This window comes from Paracoccus spongiarum (genome assembly GCF_030732095.1).
GTDB lineage: Bacteria > Pseudomonadota > Alphaproteobacteria > Rhodobacterales > Rhodobacteraceae > Paracoccus > Paracoccus spongiarum.
Genome location: NZ_JAVAMQ010000003.1, coordinates 70,408 through 86,927, shown reverse-complemented (window position 1 = coordinate 86,927; position 16,520 = coordinate 70,408). Strand labels below are relative to the sequence as shown.

Here is a 16,520-nt window from a genome sequence, read left to right as displayed (position 1 = left end):
CCATGTCCGACGCCACAACCCATCTCCTGCTGCCCTACATCCTCGCGGCGCAGGCGCAGAAGCATGTCACCCATAATGAGGCGCTGCGGCTGCTCGACGGGCTCGTGCAGCTCTCCGTCCTCGACCGCGACCTGACCGCGCCGCCCGTCAGTCCTACCGACCGCGATCGCTACATCGTCGCCTCCGGCGCCACCGGCGCGTGGGCTGGCTGGGACCTGAACGTCGCGCTCTGGACCGATGGGACCTGGCTGCGCCTGCCGCCCCGGACCGGCTGGCGGGCATGGGTCGAGGATGAAGGCCGGTTGCTGGTCTACGGCGGTTCGGGCTGGGTCAGTACGACGCCCGCCGCGCTGCAGAGCCTCGCGCTGCTCGGGCTGGGCACCACCGCCGACGCCGCAAACCCGTTCTCGGCCAAGCTGAACGCCGCGCTCTGGACGGCGAAGACAGTTGCCGAGGGCGGCACCGGCGATCTGTTCTACACCATGAACAAGGAAGCCGCTGGCCGCGACCTCGGCCTGACGCTGCAGACCGGTTTCGTCACCAAGGCGCTGATGGGCCTGTTCGGCTCCGAGAGGTTCCGGCTTGCCGTCTCCGCCGACGGCAGCAGCTTCTTCGACGGGCTGATCGTCGACAACGCCACCGGCATCGTCGACCAGCCCCGGCTGCCGCGCTTCAAGGGCTTCACCAACTACGACAACTATGTCGCCGTCGACAGCTGGACCAAGATCGGCATCAACAACACCGACTATAACGATCAGGGCGCGTTCGACGCCGGCAACAACCGCTTCGTCGCCCCGGTCGCCGGCACATATCTGTTCGGCGCGACGCTGCTCTACAAGATCAACTCCAGCACCAATGCGCGCATGCGCGGGCGGCTGGTGCTGAACGGCACGACGGAAATCCGAGGCTCGCGCGGCGAGATTTCCGGGGCGCACGCCTCCGAGGCGACGGCGCTCTGGCTGCAGAGCATGGCGCCGCTCGCCCAGGGCGACACCGTAGAGTTGCAGGGCACTTTCCGAGCCGCCGACGGCTACTTCGCGGCCGATCATACGTCCTTCTGGGGCTGCAAGGTCGGGTAATTGCACTGAAGGACTGTGCCGTGATGTGGGAGCAGGCATGCGCGTGCAGAATGATGGGATCCGAAGCGCCGAGATCGGGGGATCGGGTTCCCTACAGCCAATAGACGCAGATACGAACGCCGGGAAGACCGCCGAAAGCATCGCACGCGTTCAACCAGAACTCCGGATGATGAAGCTGGCGCCGGAGCGAACCCCGGCGCCGATCGCTCAGCGGGTCGGGCCGCCGTAGACGATGCCATTCGGCCGATCGCCGACCGGCACCGTGCTGACGACCTCCTGGCTCGCCATATCGATCACCGAGACGCTGTCGTCGGCGATGTTGGTCACGAACACATAGACCCCGTCCGCCGATGCCGATACGCCATGGGCGCCGCCGCCGGTGGTGATGGTCTTCACCACCTGACCGGTCGCGGTGTCGATCACGGATACGGTGTCGTTCGGCTCGGCGTCGGTGCCCTGATTGGCGACATAGACGAATTTCCCATCCTGCGTCGCGATGAGCTGGATCGGGTACGGCCCGACGTCGATCCTGTTCGTCACCTCGCGGGTTGAAGTGTCGATCACGGCGACGCGGTTCTCGTCGCGCAGCGAGACATAGACCTGATCGCCCGAGGGCGTGAACCCGACCTGGACCGGCGCCGCGCCCACCGGAATGCGCGCGATCTCGGAAAGTGCCTGGGTGTCGATGACGGACACCGACCCGTCCTCGACATTGGCCACGTAAAGCTGGGTCTCGTCCGGGCTGAGCCGCAGGCCGTGCGGATAATCCCCCGTCGCGATGCGCCCGATGACCTCGGCCTTTGCGAGGTCGACCACGGCGATCTCGTCCCCACCTGTCAGTGAGACATAGGCTCGCCCCTGCCGGTCAGCGACCACATGGGCCGGATGGGAGCCCACCGCGACGGTCGCTTTGGGCGTCGAGATGTTCTGCGGATCGAGAATGACCAGCAGCCCCTCGGCCGCGCCGTCCGCGCCGTGCCCGTGGCCGTCCGACCCGTGATCCCCCTCGGTGGCAGGATCGCCAACGGCCAGCAGCAGCTTGCCATCGGGCGTCAGATCGACGTTGTGGGGCGCAACCGGGATCGAAACCGTGTCGACCACTCCGTGTCTGACGTCAGCTATGATGATTGCCGAACAAGCGCACGATGACGAGGTTTGCGGTGACGTTGATCGCCGGGGCGGGCTTGAGCCCGTCCCGGCACGGGTTTCGCCAGATCGACGTCAACGAGAGCCTGCGCTCCCTCGACCGGACCCGGAGCCTTGTAAGCCACAGCGCACATGCGCGGCACCTTTCCCGATCGTTCGGTGGAATCAGAAAATCAGGACACGCTTGCCGCGCGTGTGCCCTTCCAGGACGGCGGCAAAGCCTTCCGCTGCTTTGGCAAACGGGTAGGTCCCGCTGACCTCCCACCTGATCCGGCCGTCGGCGACCCGATCCACGACATATTGAAGGTTGGCAGGACTGGGCCTGTTGCCCGTCGCGCGGACCCGTTCCGAGGGGGCGGGGATACCCGTGGTGGAGGCGATATCCCCGTCCGGCTTCACCGTGGCGAGCGACGCGTGCGTGGCTTCCTCGGTGCCGGCCAGGATGATCGCCGCGTCGAACGGAGCGGGATGGACCTCTCTGAGGCGTTCAACGAGGCCGGGACCGTAGGCGACGGGCGTTGCACCGAGCGCGCGCAGATAGTCAGGGTTGGCCCCCGAATCCGTGGCCACGACCTCGATGCCCTTCTCGCGCGCAAGCTGGACCAGCACGGTGCCGACGCCGCCCGCGCCGCCATGGACCAGCAGCGATCCGATGTCGCCCAACTCCTGGACGACGGCCATGGCGGTCTGCGCGGTTCCGGCCAGCGAGCCGGCCACAGGCCAATCGACCGTGGAGGGGCGCCGGATGAGATTGCCGATCGGAACATCGATGATCGTGGCGTGCGTAAAGCCGCCGCCGGAGCCGAGAACCTCGTCGCCGACGGACCATGGCCCGGCCTCGGCGGGCAATTCGACGATGCGCCCGGCGAACTCGGTGCCGAACCTCAAGGGCAGGGGACCGAACCGGATCTCGCCCGTCATCCTGCGCGCGTCGATCGGGTTGAGACCGGCAGCCTTGACCGCGATCCGGGCCTGACCCGGCGTGAGCGCGGGAAGTTCCTCCTCGACGAAATCGAGGACATCGGATTGACCGTAACGGTCGGCGACCAGAATTCTGCTTCTCATATCGTCATGCTCCTATGCCCTAACAAGGCGCCATCGCCTTGCCTTCCCGAGGTGTTGCCCTGAAGGTCAGGACAGAACGGAAATGCCCGTCTTGGCCGTCGCACCGCCGTCCACCGTCAGGTTCGCGCCCGTGACATAGGCGGATTCGTCCGAAGCGAGAAAAAGCCCGGCATAGGCAACGTCGACAGGGCGCCCCGACCGCTTCAGCAGCGGCATGCCTTCGAACAATTTTCGGAAGTCGGGACTGGCGGCAACGACGGCTTCGGACGCGGGCGTCACGATCGGTCCCGGCGAGATCGCATTGACCCGGATCCCGTGGACCCCGCCCTCTGTCGCCAATTGGCGCGTGAAGCTGATCACGCCGCCCTTGCCGGTGGCGTGCGCGGCCGCGCCGGCGCTGCCGATGACCTCGCCGCCCATCATCCCGGCGATCGAGGCGATGTTGATGATCGACCCGCCGCCCCTTGCGATCAGATGCGGCCATGCCGCCTTCGACGGGATGAACACCGTGTCGAGTTCCAGACGCAAGGTGTCGCGCCATTGCGAAAGCGTCATGTCGGCGAACGGCACGAAATGGGCGCCGGCGCCGTTGTTATAAAGGATGTCGAGGCCGCCATGCCGCTTCGCCACGTCATCGACCCATGCACCGACCTTCGCCTCGTCCGAGGCATCGACCAGCGCGAGATCGAGTCCGACGCCTCTTTCGGCCGCGAGCGCCTCGGTGCCCTTGAGGCCCTCGGGATTGATGTCGCAGCCCGCGACGACGGCTCCGGCTTCCGCGAACAGAAGCGCGACCTCCCGGCCCTGCCCGCTGCCGACCCCGGTCACCAACGCAACCTTCCCGGTCAGGCGACCTTTCACGGGACCGCGGCTTAGAAGTTCAGTTGTAGGCATAACGTTTCTCCCTATACGAATTTGTACCATGAACGATCATTTCTCCGTCCCTTGCAGCGCGTTCATGCCCGGCTCACAGTCACTCAGAGCAATATCCGGCGCGAGCCAGGAAGGGTACATGGCCTCGATGGCGGCAAGCAGCATCCCCTCATCCCGAGGGGGCGGAAGGCGGAGCCAGGCCTCCACAGCGCCGGTCGCGCCATGGGCGAGATAGGCGGCATAGAGCGGGGCCGCTTCCGGCCCCGGCACCGGCGGGGTGACAAAACCCTCGCGCAACATGGTCAGGATCGATTGCTCGATGTGTTCGGCGAGCACCACGCGCAGGGCGTACTTCGATGAGGCGCGGCCGGCGCCGCCATAGACCGCCTCGTGCTTGAGGACATGCTCGAAGATCTCGTGAAGCGTGCTGCGCGTCAGGTCACGCAGCAGCAGGCCGTCGCGTTCGAGCTGATCCATGCCTCGCCGGCGTACCCCATCCAACTCGCATGAGAGGACGCGGGTCAGCAGCTCCACGGGCGTCTGGGCATGTTCGTAAAACGTGCTGCGGTTTATACCTGCGCGACGCGTCAACTCGGACACGGAAGCGCTGGTGATATCGCGTTCGGCCGCCAGAGAAAGCACGGCCTCGGCAAGCCGGGCACGGGTCCGCGCAATCCGCGCATCCTCCGCTTCAGTCCAGTCGCCGACGCTTTTTTCCTTTGTCCGTGAATCCATCGCTACCTTCTGTGTGAATCGAGGCTGGATAATCCGACACCTGTCGTTTATGTTTCTAGCCGGACCCTGTGACGACCGTCAAGGCGGATCGGCAAGTTTCATCATGCGGGGAAGGATGGACCGACCATGAAGGATCTCACGACATTGGTACTGGGTGGCACCGGCGACGTCGGTGAAGGCATCGTCCGGAGCTTTCTGAAGCATGGGGCGAGTGTTATCGCCTCGTCGCGCACGCAGACGAAGCTCGACGCCCTGCGCGACTATGTCGGCGACATCGCGACGGGCACCCTGAAAGGTGCCATGGGCTCGCTCGACACGCCAGAGGCGGCGGAGGCGCTGCGCGACAGGATCGGCGAACTGGCCAGCCGCATCGACGTGATCGTCGCGGTGCTGGGCGGCTGGTCGCAGGGCTTTCCCATCACCGGCGTCGGCTTCGACCAGTGGCAGGGGATCGTCCGCAACAATCTGACCACGCATTTCCTTGCCATGAAGACCTTCGTGCCCCTGCTCGCCCCGGAGCGCGGGATCTATGTGCACATCAATGGGCAGAGCGCCGAAGGCCCGCATCCCGGCGCGGGACCGGTGGCCGCCATGTCGGCCGCGCAGAGATCGCTGGCCACGACACTCGCCGAAGAGCTGCGCCCGTCCGGAATGAAGGTGCATGAACTTCTCATGCCTCCCATCAATACCCGCAGGCGCATAAACCACCACCATGACCGCCCTGAATGGCCGAGTCCGGAGGAGATCGGCGACTATATCGCCCATCTGATCGGCACGGACGACCGCGAGGTCGTACACTGGATCGAACCGAAGAAGGGCTGACCCGCCGGGCAGCGACGTTCTGCCTTGCGAGGATATTATAGGGGCTAGAAAATCCGACACATGTCGGTTATTCATATGGTCGCGGCAGCGTGATGGCTGTCAGACGAACACGAGCATGATGCGGCCGGATACGCCGCTCTGAGTAGAAAGGATTGTCATGACCGAAAAAATCGTCGTCCTGACGGGCGCAACGGGTGCGCTGGGCTCCCTCATTGCCGGTGCGCTCCTCGACAAGCCGGATGTGCGGCTGCGGGCCTTGGTGCGCCCGGAAAGCGCCGGGAAACTAGCGAGCCTGCGCGAGAGAGGCGTCGAGATCGTGGCGCTCGATCTCGATGACCAGGCGCAGGATGAAAAGCTTGCGGCGGCGCTCACCGGCGCCTTCTCCGTCGTTTCCGCCATCCAGGGCGGTCCCGACGTGATCGTCGGGAACCAGTTGCGGCTGCTCGACGCGGCCCGGCGCGCGAATGTCCGCCGCTTCATCCCGTCCAGCTTCTCCTACAACATCTTCGGCCTGGACGACGGCGAGAACATCAACACCGACGACCGGCGGGCCTTCGCCCGCGAGGCGGAAAAAGCCCGCGGCGATGTTGAGGTGGTTCACATCAACATCGGCGCCTTTCTCGACCGGCGGGTGCTGTTCGGCTTCCTCGGGGCATTCGACCTCGATGCGGGACAGGCATTCGTCTGGGGAGACGGCGATAGGGCGATGGACTTCACGACCTACGAGGATGCCGCGCGGTTCGCGGCCGAGGCCGCCGTTGACGAAGGACAGGTTCCCAGCGTGTTCGAAGTCGCCGGCGATACGCTGACATTCCACGAGCTGGTGAAGGCCTACGAAGAGGCCTCCGGAAAGACCATCGAGGTCGTGAAGAAGGGAAGCCTCACCGATCTCGACCGCGAGATCGAGAGGCTCAGGCAGGCCGAACCGCAGAATGTCTACGCCTGGCTGCCGCTGATGTACTGGCGCGGCATGCTTTCGGGCAAGGGCAAACTCCACGCAATCGCCAACGACCGCTATCCCTGGATCAAGCCCCTAACCGTTCGCGACTATGTCCGACAGGAAGGGCTTTGAGAGAAAATCACTCGGGAGATGAGCGGCCGACGCGTGACAAGCGCCAGGCAAACGCGCCGACGTCCAGTGCGCTGCTGCTTTTCGGGGCGCTGGAACGGCGGGAACTCCTCTTCCGGTGGAACTGGCACCGGCAGCGCGGCAGTCCGTGCGGGATCTGGCCCTGGTCGATCGCGAGGCGCCGTTGATCCTGACAGACCGGATCCATGAACTGGAAGCCCTGGTGGCGCAGATGAGGGGCATGCAGCCGATGAACTGCGCTTGCTTTGTTGCAACCAAGTTGAAATGTCTTTGGCTGCGCAAAGTAGGTATCGTGTTGGACAAGTGGGGTTTTCAGACCATTTCCGGCCGTCTCTCAAGAGCGCGTTGGCCAGAACGACGAGCTTTCGCATGATCGCGGTCAGAGCAACCTTGGGCGGTCCGAGTCATGTTGGAGCGACCGGCCCCTGAGGTCCATGAGTCCGACGACGGCGTCAATCTGCTCATCGAGAACGCAGTTGCTACCCGCGCCTATGAGGTGAAACGGGAGCCCTTGGCCTCTGGCGAACTCCGGCATAGGGAGGATCTCTCGGACCTCCGAGACCCTGCCGCCGTACCGGGCCCACGAGGCGAGACCCAGCGTATTGCGGTCCGAAAGATCAATGTTTTCTGTTAGCGTCATTGATCGTTTCGCGCGGCCTCAAGTTCGCGTCCCGGCCCCTGAAGCCGGCGACCTTCATCGGGGCCCTGCCGCTCATGGATAGGCCTCGCGCGTGAGCGGTGGGCGGAACATCAAGTCCTCGCCCCGGTGCATGCCGATGTTGATGCGGAAGGCCTCGGCGATGCGCTCCGACCGGGTGATGAACAGCTCGGCCGTGTTGGGCGGGCACAGGTCGGTCACCGTGTGCCGGAACAGCGCGAGCCAGCGGCGGAAGTGATCGTCGTTCAACTCGGTGATGGCAAGGTGTTTCGGCATCGGTCGCCCGTCGTAAGAGCCGGTGCCCAGCAACGACGACGACCAGAACGCGGTGATCTTGTCGAGATGCGCTTGCCACTGATCGTCGGGCACGTGGGTGCGGAACACCGGGCCGATCACCGGATCCTCGCGCGCGTCGGCGTAGAACCGGTGCACCACGCGCCGGATCATCGCTTGGTCCAGCCCTTCGGCGACGGCCTCGGGCGAGCGGGTAGGTGTCTGGTCGGTCATGTCAGCGTCTCGCTTATCACGTAGGTACAGCGGCGGCCGCCGCTGACGATATGTTCGCGCCGTTCGACGGTGGCGTTTTCGCCCAGAACGGCTTCGAACACGGCCTTTTCTGCCCGGCAGAAGCCTTGGCAGAAGGTCGCCGCGGCGCAGATCGGGCAATGGTTTTCCGTCAGGATCATCTCGCCGCCAGGCCCTTCCTCGGCCCGGGCCATGTATCCCTCGGCGGTTCGCAGCTCGGCCAGCCGAGCGACGCGTTGCTGCAACGTGTCGCAATCGGCCATCGCCTGCCGGTACAGCGCCTGAGTTGTAGTTTCCCGCGCGCCGATGATCCGGTCCACCGCATCTTCGCCCAGCACCTCGGAGATGCTGCGAAGGATGTCCACCGTCAGGGCCGCGTGGGTGTCGGGGAACCGCGCCTGGCCCTTGCCGGTCAGGTGCCAATACACGGCTGGCCGGCCGCGTCCGGCGGCGCGGCGTTCGTCGCGCACCAGCCCGTCCTCGGCCAGCCGCAGAAGTTGCTGCCGCGCCGCCTCGCCGGTGATGCCCAGTTCGGTGCCGACCTGCGCCGAGGTCAGCTCTCCCTTCATCTTGAGCGTCATCAGAATGCGCTCGGGAGGGGCGCGGGGCGACCACGCCGCATTTTCCAAGTCGTCCCTTGACATATTGCCCTCGATTTTTCAAAGTTCTCACTTGTTAAATTACCGGACGGCGCCTTGTGGCGCAACCTCCGGCGCGAAAAGGAGACATCCGATGGCCTTCGAACTGCCCGCCCTGAACTATGCCCATTCCGCTCTGGCCGAGCGCGGCATGAGCCAGGAAACGCTGGAGCTGCACCACGACAAGCACCACCAAGCCTACGTGACCGCGCTGAACGGGTTCGTCGAGAAGAACGCCGATCTGCAAGGCAAGTCGCTGGAAGAGATCGTGACCGCGACCTACGGCGACGAGGCGCGCGCCGGCATCTTCGACCAAGCCGGCCAACACTGGAACCACATCCATTTCTGGAACGCCCTGTCGCCCGCCGGCGGCGGCATCCCCGGCACGCTGGAATCGAAGCTGAATGCGGATTTCGGCTCGGTCGAGCAGTTCAAGGACGCGTTCAAGGCCGCGGCCGTTGGCCAGTTCGGCTCGGGCTGGGCCTGGCTGATTCAGAAGGACGACGGCACGCTGGCGGTGACCAAGACGCCGAATGGCGTGAACCCCTTGGCCACCGGCGAGGGCACTGCGCTGCTCGGCCTCGATGTATGGGAGCACAGCTATTACGTCGACTTCCGCAACCGGCGGCCGGACTACGTGACGAACTTCCTGGACAAGTTGGCGAACTACGAATTCGCCGAAGCGAACCTCGCCTGATCGGCGTCCTTCGGGCTGCCGCGCCTTCGTGCGCGGCGGCCGTCCGCTAAAGCCGGAAGCGCACAATGACCTACGTCGTCACCGAGAACTGCATCGCCTGCAAATACATGGATTGCGTCGAGGTCTGCCCCGTCGATTGCTTCTACGAGGGCGAGAACACGCTGGTCATCCACCCCGACGAGTGCATCGACTGCGGCGTCTGCGAACCAGAGTGCCCCGCCGACGCGATCCGCCCGGATACAGAGCCGGAAATGGACAGGTGGGTCGAATTCAACAGGAAATATGCTGAGATGTGGCCCGTGATCACGGAACGCGGCGCACCGCCCGCTAACGCCGATGCGATGGACGGCGTGCCGAACAAGCTGCAGACGCATTTCTCGCCGGAGCCGGGGCAGAAGGAAACGTCATGATTGCAAGTAACTTCCCGACGACCGACACCATGGACGAGACACAGCGCGCCTTCCGCGAAGCCATGGCGGCGCTGGCCGCCACGGCGTGCGTGGTGACTGCGGCCGACGGAGAGACGCGCGTCGGGCGCACGGTGACGGCTGCCCTGTCGCTGGCCGTCGATCCGCCGTCCCTCCTAGTCTCGGTCGACGCCGGCGCACACCTGGCGAGCCTGATCCGCGCGCGGGGCGGCTTCTCTTTCGCCATGCTGCAGGCGGACCAGCAGTCCGTGGCCGAGGCCTTTGCCGGGTCGGTCGCGGCCGAGCGCCGCTTCGACCATGGCGCCTGGACGGCGTGGCCTTCGGGTCATCCGCGCCTGCGCGGCGCCATGGTCGCGATAGATTGCAAGCTTGCCGGCGAGATCGAGACCGCAGATCACGTGCTCTTTGTCGGACACCCCAACCGCATCGACCTCGCCGATGTCCGCCGCCCGCTGGTCTGGCACGATCGCCGCTTCAGCACGGTCCGCCCGCTCTGACCGGGGGGACCCGACCCGCAAAAGTGAAACGGAGATCATCCCATGGCCAACATTCCCTGGCGCCACATCTTCGCCGGCGCCCTTGCCGCGTTTTTTCTACTCGGCGGCATCCTGAACATCTTCGCCAGCCCAGAGATCCGTGCCGACTACGACCGGTGGGGCTATCCCAACTGGTTTCCCTATCTGACCGGTATTCTGGAATGGAGTGCGGCCGCGCTGATCGCGATCCCACGGACGCGCCTTTCGGGAAGTCTCTTAGGAGCCGGGATCATGGCAGCAGCCGCAGCGACTGTACTGCTGCATGGCGAACTCGGCCACGCCATCCCGCCGCTGGTCATTCTCGCGCTCGTGGTGCTGAACGGATGGCTGAGAACGGCGGTGAGAAATTAGGCCACGGAAGCGGCGGCATGGAGCTGCTGCGGGCGGCGTAAAAGTCGTCCACCCTTTCCCTTTCTGCGACAGCAGGGAGGGCGCGAGGATTTTCAGCGTGGAACTATATCTCAGGGTTCGCCAGGCCTGCGCGGCAGGCATGAGCCAGCGTCAGGCGGCGAAGGCCTTCAACATCTCCCGTGATACGGTTGCGAAGATGATGACGTTCTCGGTGCCACCGGGCTACCGGCGGACGGCCGAGGTCAGGCGGCCGAAGCTTGATCCCTTTATCCCGATCATTGAGGGCTGGCTTGAGGCGGATCGCTCCATGCCGCGGAAGCAGCGGCACACCGCGAAGCGGGTGTTCGACCGGCTGCGTGACGAATGCGGGTTCACCGGCGGCTACACGATCATCAAGGACTACATTCGGGAGCGGGAACGGCGGGGCCAGGAAGTGTTCGTGCCGCTGGCGCATCCCCCGGGCCATGCGCAGGCTGACTTCGGCGAGGCGATGGTCAGGATCGGCGGTGTCGAGCAGAAGGCCCACTTCTTTGTTCTGGATCTGCCGCACAGCGACGCCTGTTACGTCCGCGCCTATCCGGCGGCTGTGGCCGAGGCCTGGGTGGACGGCCATATCCACGCCTTTGCCTTCTTTGGGGCGGTCCCCCAGTCGATTGTCTATGACAACGACCGGTGCCTGGTGGCGAAGATCCTGCCCGATGGCACCCGCAAGCGGGCCGCCCTGTTCAGCGGGTTTCTATCCCATTACCTGATCCGGGATCGCTATGGCCGCCCCGGCAAAGGCAACGACAAGGGGAATGTCGAGGGCCTGGTGGGCTATTGCCGCCGCAACTTCATGGTGCCGCTCCCCGAGTTCGCGACCTGGGAGGCGTTCAACCTCTGGCTGGAGGAGCAATGCCGCAAGCGCCAGCAGGATGTCCTGCGCGGTGAGGGCGAAACGATCGGCGAGCGGCAGCAGCGCGATCTGGCAGAGATGCGATCCTTGCCTGCTTCACCCTTTGACGCCTGCGATCAGGACACCGGCCGCGTCTCGTCGCAATCGCTCGTGCGCTACAAGACCAATGACTACTCGGTGCCGGTCGCCTTTGCCCATCAGGATGTCTGGATCCGGGCTTATGTCCATGACGTGGTGATTGGCTGTCGGGGCGAAGTCATTGCCCGCCATCCCCGGTGCTGGGATCGCGATGAACTCATCTTCAACCCGATCCACTACCTGCCGCTGCTGGAGCAGAAGCTCAACGCATTTGATCAGGCCGCGCCGTTGCAAGGTTGGGAGCTTCCCGAGGAGTTCGCAACGTTGCGCCGGCTGATGGAAGCTCGCATGAACCGGCATGGCCGACGCGAATACGTCCAGGTCCTGCGGTTGCTCGAGACCTTCGATCTGGCTGACCTGCATGCCGCGGTAAAGCAGGCGCTTCAGATGGGCGCGATCGGCTTTGACGCCGTAAAGCACCTGCTGCTTTGCCGTGTTGAACACCGTCCGCCCCGGCTGGACCTGGACTGCTATCCCTATCTGCCGCGGACGACAGTCGATAAGACCAGGCCCGGGTCCTATATGCGGCTGCTGTCGAGCGATGCAGAGGACGCGGCATGAACGACGCCCCGGAAATCCTGCTCACCCATCACCTCAAGGCCCTGAAGCTGCCAACATTCCTGCGCGAACATCAGAAGCTGGCCCGGCAATGCGCGGCCGAAGGCATGGACCATGTCCGCTACCTTGCCCGCCTCGTCGAACTGGAGCTGATTGACCGGGAGCGGCGGATGGTCGAGCGCCGCATCAAGGCCGCCAAATTCCCCGCGGTCAAAAGCCTCGACAGCTTCGACTTCAGCGCCATTCCGAAGCTCAACAAGATGCAGGTGCTGGAACTGGCCCGCTGCGAATGGATCGACCGTCGCGAGAACGTCATTGCCCTCGGCCCAAGTGGCACGGGCAAGACGCATATCGCCCTTGGCCTCGGACTGGCGGCTTGTCAGAAGGGGCTCTCCGTGGGCTTCACCACTGCCGCGAGCCTGGTCAGTGAGATGATGGAGGCCCGCGACGAGCGCCGTCTGCTTCGCTTTCAGAAGCAAATGGCCGGTTACAAGTTGCTGATCATCGACGAACTGGGCTTTGTGCCGCTGTCCAAGACCGGCGCCGAATTGTTGTTCGAGCTGATCTCGCAACGTTACGAGCGCGGCGCGACCTTGATTACCAGCAATCTGCCCTTCGATGAATGGACCGAGACCTTCGGCTCCGAGCGCCTCACCGGCGCACTGCTCGACAGGCTGACCCATCACGTCAGCATCCTCGAGATGAACGGCGAGAGTTATCGTCTCGCCAACAGCACTGCCCGAAAGCAGCAACAAAAGTCCTGAAATCAGATGGTGCTGTTTTGGCCCAAGGGGCCAATGCGCCATGGCACGCGCCAGCTATCTGGTAAGCGCGCGCGCCATGGCGCCGGTCACCGCCGCGTGGCCGGATTTTACTCCGCCGCGTGGCCGGATATTGCACCGCCGTTGACAGCCGATCTCGAGGAGCGCAGTCTTCGGCACCAGGCGAGCGAGCGCCCGGATCCCGTCGCGCGCCTTGTTCGCCGCCACGCCTTCGAGAACCTCCCCAACAGCGAAGAGGAAGACGACCAGCGCCGCTTCTTCTGCTGCATTGATGACGAGCGCGCCGGTGGCGGCGATGGTCATCAGCATCTCGATCGTGAACGGCATACCCGCTCGGGCGGACGCCACGGCGCGGCGCGCGATTGGCGCAACCCCGATGAGCGTGGCGAGGACGAATGCCCAGGTCGCCACGTCCTGGGAAGCGAGCAGTTTCACGGCCCATGCCGCCGCGAGGAGGAGCCCGGTGCCGATCACCAGTCTGCCCTTCGCAGTTCGATACCAACGCGAACCGGGCGCAGGGCCGGTCTCGGGCTCTGTCGATGCAGTGTCGGGCTCGAGTCCTGCGCCATCCCGCGAGCGGTCCGCACGGGACGCTTGCTCGCCCTCCGGCAGCACGAAGCGTTTTCGGTCGGGGCTCGATCCTTTCGCTGCGATCCCGTAGCCGAGCCGCTTGACGGTCGCCTCGATCTGATCGCGCGGCGTCTGCCCGTCGTCGAGGGTTAGCCGAAGCCGCTCAGTCATAAGCGCCACGTCGACGTCCCTCACGCCCGGCAAGCGTTCGACCGCACCCCGGACCTTGTTGGCGCAGGACGCACAGTCCATCCCGGAAACCGTCCACTCGTAGGTTGCACTGTCGCTCGCTGTCATCACGCCCTTCCACCCGCCCAGCGGGCGACGTTGTATTTACTGAGTCGGGAATGTAAGGTCTCTAGTAGCTATAGCTTCAAGAGGCAATCTGATGCTCACCATCGGAAAATTGGGTGAGGCGGCCGGCGTAAAGGTTCCGACGATCCGCTACTACGAGCAGATCGGGCTCCTGCCGGAGCCGGAGCGCAGCGCCGGAAACCAGCGGCTCTATGGGGATTCGGCGCTGGATCGGCTGGCGTTCATCCGCCACGCGCGCGAGCTTGGGTTTCCGCTGGACGCTATCCGGGACCTTCTGAGCCTCTCCGATGAGCCCGATCAATCCTGCGCAGCCGCCGACGTCATCGCGAAGAAACAGCTCACCGCCGTCAAGGCCCGGATCGCGCGGCTCACGGCGCTGAAGGCAGAGCTCGAGCGCATGATCGCGCAGTGCGCACAGGGCACCGTGGCCGACTGCCGCGTGATCGAGGTGCTGAGCGATCATTCACATTGCGCGCAAGACCACAGGACGTCCGGGGCCGCCGAATGACGGCGCTGCCGACCCTGGCGATCTATGCCGCCGCGGCTCTGGCGGAAATTGCGGGCTGTTTCGCGATCTGGGCTTGGTGGCGCCTCGGCGCCTCAGCGGTTTGGCTGGTTCCAGGCGTTGCGAGCCTGATCGCCTTTGGCTGGCTCCTGGCGCAGATCGACTCGGCCTTCGCCGGGCGCGCCTACGCAGCCTACGGGGGCGTCTACATCGTGGCGTCCGTGCTCTGGATGTGGCTGGCCGAAGGCGAGCGACCCGACCGCTGGGATCTCACAGGCGGCGTCGTTTGCCTTGCGGGCGCGGCCCTGATCCTGCTCGCCCCGCGCGGCGTCTAGACATAAATCCACGCGCAGCCCTTGATCTCTAGTGACTAGAGGAACTAGAACTGCCTCTCGGCCGATTCTTGGGCAGCAAGCTGCCTCTTTTCTGGCGGGGATCGAGTGGCTTGCGCATGCAGGGCAAATGAGGCCGCCTTGATCCGACGGCCAGCACGAACGGAGGCGAACCTGATGACCAAAGAACTGCCAAAGGATCCGGATGAACGTCAGCGCCGTACGCTCTGGACGGTTCTGCTGCTGAATGCGGCCATCGCCATCGGCTTTTTTGCGACAGGTGCATTGGGCGACTCCAGTGCGCTGATCGCCAACGGTCTGGACAACACCTCCGACAGCTTCGTGTACGCCATCAGCCTTTTCGCCCTGTCTCGTTCGGACAAATGGAAGCGTGCGGCCGCTAACGTGTCGGGGGGGCTGCTGCTGATCTTCGCGGCCGGTATCCTGATTGATGCCGTTCGCCGTTTCTACACCGGTTCCGAACCACTCGGCCCGCTCATGATCTCCATGGCGCTCATTGCCGCGGTCGTTAATGGCATCTGCATCTGGCTCCTTGGTCGGCTCGAGGATCCCGACGTGAACGTCCGAGCGGCTAACACATTTAGTCTCAATGACTTCATTTCGAACGGCGGGATTCTCGTCGCAGGCGGTCTGGTCTGGTTGCTGGGCAGCAATTGGCCCGATCTGGTGGTCGGTATCGCGGTCGCCGGCGTCGCCGCCTGGGGCGGTATCGAAATCCTGCGCGACGCGCATGGCGAGCACCACAAGGCGGTCCATCAAGATGACGGCAAGACTTAAGCGAGAACACGATGTCTCACGACCATGGCCACGCACATATCGACCCCAAGTCCGGCGACCGACGGGTTTCCATTGCGATCTGGGCGAACGCGCTTTTGACGGTCGCCCAGATCGTCGGTGGCATCCTGTCCGGCAGCCTCGCCCTGATCGCCGATGCGCTGCACAACTTCTCCGACATGGCGTCCCTCGTGATCGCCTTCGCTGCGCGCAAGATCGCGCGGCGGCCCGCTGACGCGAGGATGACCTTCGGTTACGGCCGCATCGAAATCGTCGCCGCTCTGATCAACTACACCACGCTGATCCTCGTTGGCTTCTATCTCATCTACGAGGGCGGCATGCGGATGATCGACCCGCCCCAGGTCGCTGGCTGGACTGTGGTCATCCTCGGCGGTGTCGCGCTGGTGGTGGACACGCTGACGGCGCTGCTCACCTATTCGATGCAGAAGGGCAGCGTGAACATCCGTGCCCTTTTCCTGCACAACCTGTCGGACGCCCTGGCATCGGTCGCCGTGATCGTGGGTGGCGCGCTGATCATCCTTTACGACATGCGGTGGGTCGATCCGGCGATCACCATCGGCATCGCGCTCTATATCCTCTACTTGGCTTTGACCGAGATCGGTGGGCCGATCCGGACCCTGATGCTCGGCAGCCCGCCGGACATCGACAACGACGCGGTTGTCGCCGCGATGCGTGGCATCGACGGGGTGGCTGACATCCACCACGCCCATTTCTGGCAGATGGAAGAGCATGCTGCTGCGCTCGACACACATGTGGTGGTCGAGGTGAATGCATGGGATCGCCTCGAGGACATCAAGCACGCGATAAAGCGGGCGCTTGAGAGCGAATTTGACATCACGCACTCGACGCTCGAGTTCGAGCGACAAGATCGGGCCCACCAGAATGCTAGCCTCTATGGACATGGAGGAAAGGAGGATGCGGACTGATGCGAGCTGCAGTGTGGTAACGATCCCAAGATCGCTATAA

At 64.5% G+C, this 16,520-nt stretch carries 19 protein-coding genes and 2 pseudogenes; 13 read left to right on the top strand and 8 right to left on the bottom strand.

Going from position 1 to position 16,520, the window contains the following annotated elements; all coding sequences use genetic code 11:
• The first annotated feature begins 2 nt into the window (after positions 1-2).
• Positions 3-1,079, top strand: coding sequence for a DUF2793 domain-containing protein (locus tag Q5Y72_RS04190; RefSeq protein WP_305962148.1), 1,077 nt, complete (start codon positions 3-5; stop codon positions 1,077-1,079).
• 207 nt (positions 1,080-1,286) lie between these two features.
• On the opposite strand, the gene Q5Y72_RS04185 is transcribed toward Q5Y72_RS04190, so the two are convergent.
• The 4 genes from Q5Y72_RS04185 to Q5Y72_RS04170 all read right to left on the bottom strand — a co-directional run bounded on the left by Q5Y72_RS04185 (position 1,287) and on the right by Q5Y72_RS04170 (position 4,898).
• Positions 1,287-2,180: a YncE family protein gene (locus Q5Y72_RS04185; RefSeq protein WP_305962147.1), complete on the bottom strand. Its 894-nt coding sequence runs from the start codon at positions 2,178-2,180 to the stop codon at positions 1,287-1,289.
• Positions 2,181-2,390: 210 nt separating this feature from the next.
• Positions 2,391-3,290 carry an NADP-dependent oxidoreductase gene (locus Q5Y72_RS04180; protein ID WP_305962146.1) on the bottom strand — a complete coding sequence of 300 codons (900 nt, stop codon included), beginning with the start codon at positions 3,288-3,290 and terminating at the stop codon, positions 2,391-2,393.
• A gap of 66 nt (positions 3,291-3,356) precedes the next feature.
• On the bottom strand, positions 3,357-4,118 hold the full coding sequence (locus Q5Y72_RS04175) for an SDR family NAD(P)-dependent oxidoreductase (protein WP_305962145.1): 762 nt from the start codon (positions 4,116-4,118) through the stop codon (positions 3,357-3,359).
• A 102-nt stretch (positions 4,119-4,220) separates the two neighbouring features.
• A complete protein-coding gene (locus tag Q5Y72_RS04170; protein ID WP_305962144.1) occupies positions 4,221-4,898 on the bottom strand; it encodes a TetR/AcrR family transcriptional regulator in 678 nt (225 codons plus the stop codon).
• 126 nt (positions 4,899-5,024) lie between these two features.
• Between Q5Y72_RS04170 and Q5Y72_RS04165 the strand changes: the two genes are divergently transcribed.
• Both Q5Y72_RS04165 and Q5Y72_RS04160 read left to right on the top strand, forming a co-directional pair.
• Positions 5,025-5,720 carry an SDR family NAD(P)-dependent oxidoreductase gene (locus tag Q5Y72_RS04165; protein ID WP_305962143.1) on the top strand — a complete coding sequence of 232 codons (696 nt, stop codon included), beginning with the start codon at positions 5,025-5,027 and terminating at the stop codon, positions 5,718-5,720.
• 157 nt (positions 5,721-5,877) lie between these two features.
• On the top strand, positions 5,878-6,792 hold the full coding sequence (locus Q5Y72_RS04160) for an NmrA family NAD(P)-binding protein (RefSeq protein WP_305962142.1): 915 nt from the start codon (positions 5,878-5,880) through the stop codon (positions 6,790-6,792).
• A gap of 320 nt (positions 6,793-7,112) precedes the next feature.
• On the opposite strand, the pseudogene Q5Y72_RS04155 reads toward Q5Y72_RS04160, so the two are convergent.
• From Q5Y72_RS04155 to Q5Y72_RS04145, 3 genes and pseudogenes are all read right to left on the bottom strand, one after another.
• Positions 7,113-7,208, bottom strand: a pseudogene (locus Q5Y72_RS04155) (IS110 family transposase); the annotation flags it as partial.
• A gap of 314 nt (positions 7,209-7,522) precedes the next feature.
• Positions 7,523-7,975 (bottom strand): group III truncated hemoglobin, encoded by a 453-nt coding sequence (locus Q5Y72_RS04150; protein ID WP_305962141.1) that lies wholly within the window; start codon positions 7,973-7,975, stop codon positions 7,523-7,525.
• Positions 7,972-8,562: a helix-turn-helix transcriptional regulator gene (locus Q5Y72_RS04145; RefSeq protein ID WP_305962140.1), complete on the bottom strand. Its 591-nt coding sequence runs from the start codon at positions 8,560-8,562 to the stop codon at positions 7,972-7,974. The genes Q5Y72_RS04150 and Q5Y72_RS04145 overlap by 4 nt, the downstream gene beginning before the upstream one ends.
• Positions 8,563-8,725: 163 nt before the next feature.
• Between Q5Y72_RS04145 and Q5Y72_RS04140 the strand changes: the two genes are divergently transcribed.
• The 6 genes from Q5Y72_RS04140 to istB all read left to right on the top strand — a co-directional run bounded on the left by Q5Y72_RS04140 (position 8,726) and on the right by istB (position 12,998).
• The gene (locus tag Q5Y72_RS04140; RefSeq protein ID WP_305962139.1) at positions 8,726-9,328 is read left to right on the top strand and encodes a superoxide dismutase; all 603 of its coding nucleotides are present in this window, start codon (positions 8,726-8,728) and stop codon (positions 9,326-9,328) included.
• 65 nt (positions 9,329-9,393) lie between these two features.
• Positions 9,394-9,738, top strand: coding sequence for a ferredoxin FdxA (gene fdxA / locus Q5Y72_RS04135; protein ID WP_305962138.1), 345 nt, complete (start codon positions 9,394-9,396; stop codon positions 9,736-9,738).
• Positions 9,739-9,767: 29 nt separating this feature from the next.
• Positions 9,768-10,253 carry a flavin reductase family protein gene (locus Q5Y72_RS04130; RefSeq protein ID WP_305962137.1) on the top strand — a complete coding sequence of 162 codons (486 nt, stop codon included), beginning with the start codon at positions 9,768-9,770 and terminating at the stop codon, positions 10,251-10,253.
• Between the two features lie 42 nt (positions 10,254-10,295).
• On the top strand, positions 10,296-10,643 hold the full coding sequence (locus tag Q5Y72_RS04125; RefSeq protein WP_305962136.1) for a DoxX family protein: 348 nt from the start codon (positions 10,296-10,298) through the stop codon (positions 10,641-10,643).
• 97 nt (positions 10,644-10,740) lie between these two features.
• On the top strand, positions 10,741-12,237 hold the full coding sequence (gene istA / locus Q5Y72_RS04120) for an IS21 family transposase (RefSeq protein WP_443147228.1): 1,497 nt from the start codon (positions 10,741-10,743) through the stop codon (positions 12,235-12,237).
• Positions 12,234-12,998: an IS21-like element ISPve1 family helper ATPase IstB gene (gene istB, locus Q5Y72_RS04115; protein WP_114669629.1), complete on the top strand. Its 765-nt coding sequence runs from the start codon at positions 12,234-12,236 to the stop codon at positions 12,996-12,998. The genes istA and istB overlap by 4 nt, the downstream gene beginning before the upstream one ends.
• Before the next feature lie 147 nt (positions 12,999-13,145).
• On the opposite strand, the pseudogene Q5Y72_RS04110 reads toward istB, so the two are convergent.
• Positions 13,146-13,883 (bottom strand): annotated as a pseudogene (locus Q5Y72_RS04110) (cation transporter); the annotation flags it as partial.
• 91 nt (positions 13,884-13,974) lie between these two features.
• On the opposite strand from Q5Y72_RS04110, the gene Q5Y72_RS04105 reads away from it, so the two are divergent.
• The 4 genes from Q5Y72_RS04105 to Q5Y72_RS04090 all read left to right on the top strand — a co-directional run bounded on the left by Q5Y72_RS04105 (position 13,975) and on the right by Q5Y72_RS04090 (position 16,480).
• Positions 13,975-14,409, top strand: coding sequence for a MerR family transcriptional regulator (locus tag Q5Y72_RS04105; RefSeq protein WP_127898534.1), 435 nt, complete (start codon positions 13,975-13,977; stop codon positions 14,407-14,409).
• Complete coding sequence (locus Q5Y72_RS04100; protein ID WP_127898535.1) at positions 14,406-14,741, top strand: YnfA family protein; 336 nt, start codon at positions 14,406-14,408, stop codon at positions 14,739-14,741. Before Q5Y72_RS04105 ends, Q5Y72_RS04100 begins: the two co-directional genes overlap by 4 nt.
• A 174-nt stretch (positions 14,742-14,915) precedes the next feature.
• Positions 14,916-15,536 (top strand): cation efflux transmembrane domain-containing protein, encoded by a 621-nt coding sequence (locus tag Q5Y72_RS04095; protein ID WP_089389210.1) that lies wholly within the window; start codon positions 14,916-14,918, stop codon positions 15,534-15,536.
• An 11-nt stretch (positions 15,537-15,547) separates the two neighbouring features.
• A complete protein-coding gene (locus tag Q5Y72_RS04090) occupies positions 15,548-16,480 on the top strand; it encodes a cation diffusion facilitator family transporter (RefSeq protein WP_305962134.1) in 933 nt (310 codons plus the stop codon).
• The last annotated feature ends 40 nt before the right edge of the window (positions 16,481-16,520 follow it).

Excerpts from the sequence above, each read along its gene's own strand:
- istB (WP_114669629.1), top strand. The coding sequence starts at position 12,234 with ATGAACGACGCCCCGGAAATCCTGCTCACCCATCACCTCAAGGCCCTG.
- Q5Y72_RS04095 (WP_089389210.1), top strand. The coding sequence starts at position 14,916 with ATGACCAAAGAACTGCCAAAGGATCCGGATGAACGTCAGCGCCGTACG.
- Q5Y72_RS04190 (WP_305962148.1), top strand. The coding sequence starts at position 3 with ATGTCCGACGCCACAACCCATCTCCTGCTGCCCTACATCCTCGCGGCG.
- fdxA (WP_305962138.1), top strand. The coding sequence starts at position 9,394 with ATGACCTACGTCGTCACCGAGAACTGCATCGCCTGCAAATACATGGAT.
- Q5Y72_RS04170 (WP_305962144.1), bottom strand. The coding sequence starts at position 4,898 with ATGGATTCACGGACAAAGGAAAAAAGCGTCGGCGACTGGACTGAAGCG.
- Q5Y72_RS04160 (WP_305962142.1), top strand. The coding sequence starts at position 5,878 with ATGACCGAAAAAATCGTCGTCCTGACGGGCGCAACGGGTGCGCTGGGC.
- Q5Y72_RS04090 (WP_305962134.1), top strand. The coding sequence starts at position 15,548 with ATGTCTCACGACCATGGCCACGCACATATCGACCCCAAGTCCGGCGAC.
- Q5Y72_RS04145 (WP_305962140.1), bottom strand. The coding sequence starts at position 8,562 with ATGAAGGGAGAGCTGACCTCGGCGCAGGTCGGCACCGAACTGGGCATC.
- Q5Y72_RS04150 (WP_305962141.1), bottom strand. The coding sequence starts at position 7,975 with ATGACCGACCAGACACCTACCCGCTCGCCCGAGGCCGTCGCCGAAGGG.
- Q5Y72_RS04140 (WP_305962139.1), top strand. The coding sequence starts at position 8,726 with ATGGCCTTCGAACTGCCCGCCCTGAACTATGCCCATTCCGCTCTGGCC.
- Q5Y72_RS04105 (WP_127898534.1), top strand. The coding sequence starts at position 13,975 with ATGCTCACCATCGGAAAATTGGGTGAGGCGGCCGGCGTAAAGGTTCCG.
- Q5Y72_RS04125 (WP_305962136.1), top strand. The coding sequence starts at position 10,296 with ATGGCCAACATTCCCTGGCGCCACATCTTCGCCGGCGCCCTTGCCGCG.
- Q5Y72_RS04180 (WP_305962146.1), bottom strand. The coding sequence starts at position 3,290 with ATGAGAAGCAGAATTCTGGTCGCCGACCGTTACGGTCAATCCGATGTC.
- Q5Y72_RS04130 (WP_305962137.1), top strand. The coding sequence starts at position 9,768 with ATGGACGAGACACAGCGCGCCTTCCGCGAAGCCATGGCGGCGCTGGCC.
- Q5Y72_RS04165 (WP_305962143.1), top strand. The coding sequence starts at position 5,025 with ATGAAGGATCTCACGACATTGGTACTGGGTGGCACCGGCGACGTCGGT.
- Q5Y72_RS04100 (WP_127898535.1), top strand. The coding sequence starts at position 14,406 with ATGACGGCGCTGCCGACCCTGGCGATCTATGCCGCCGCGGCTCTGGCG.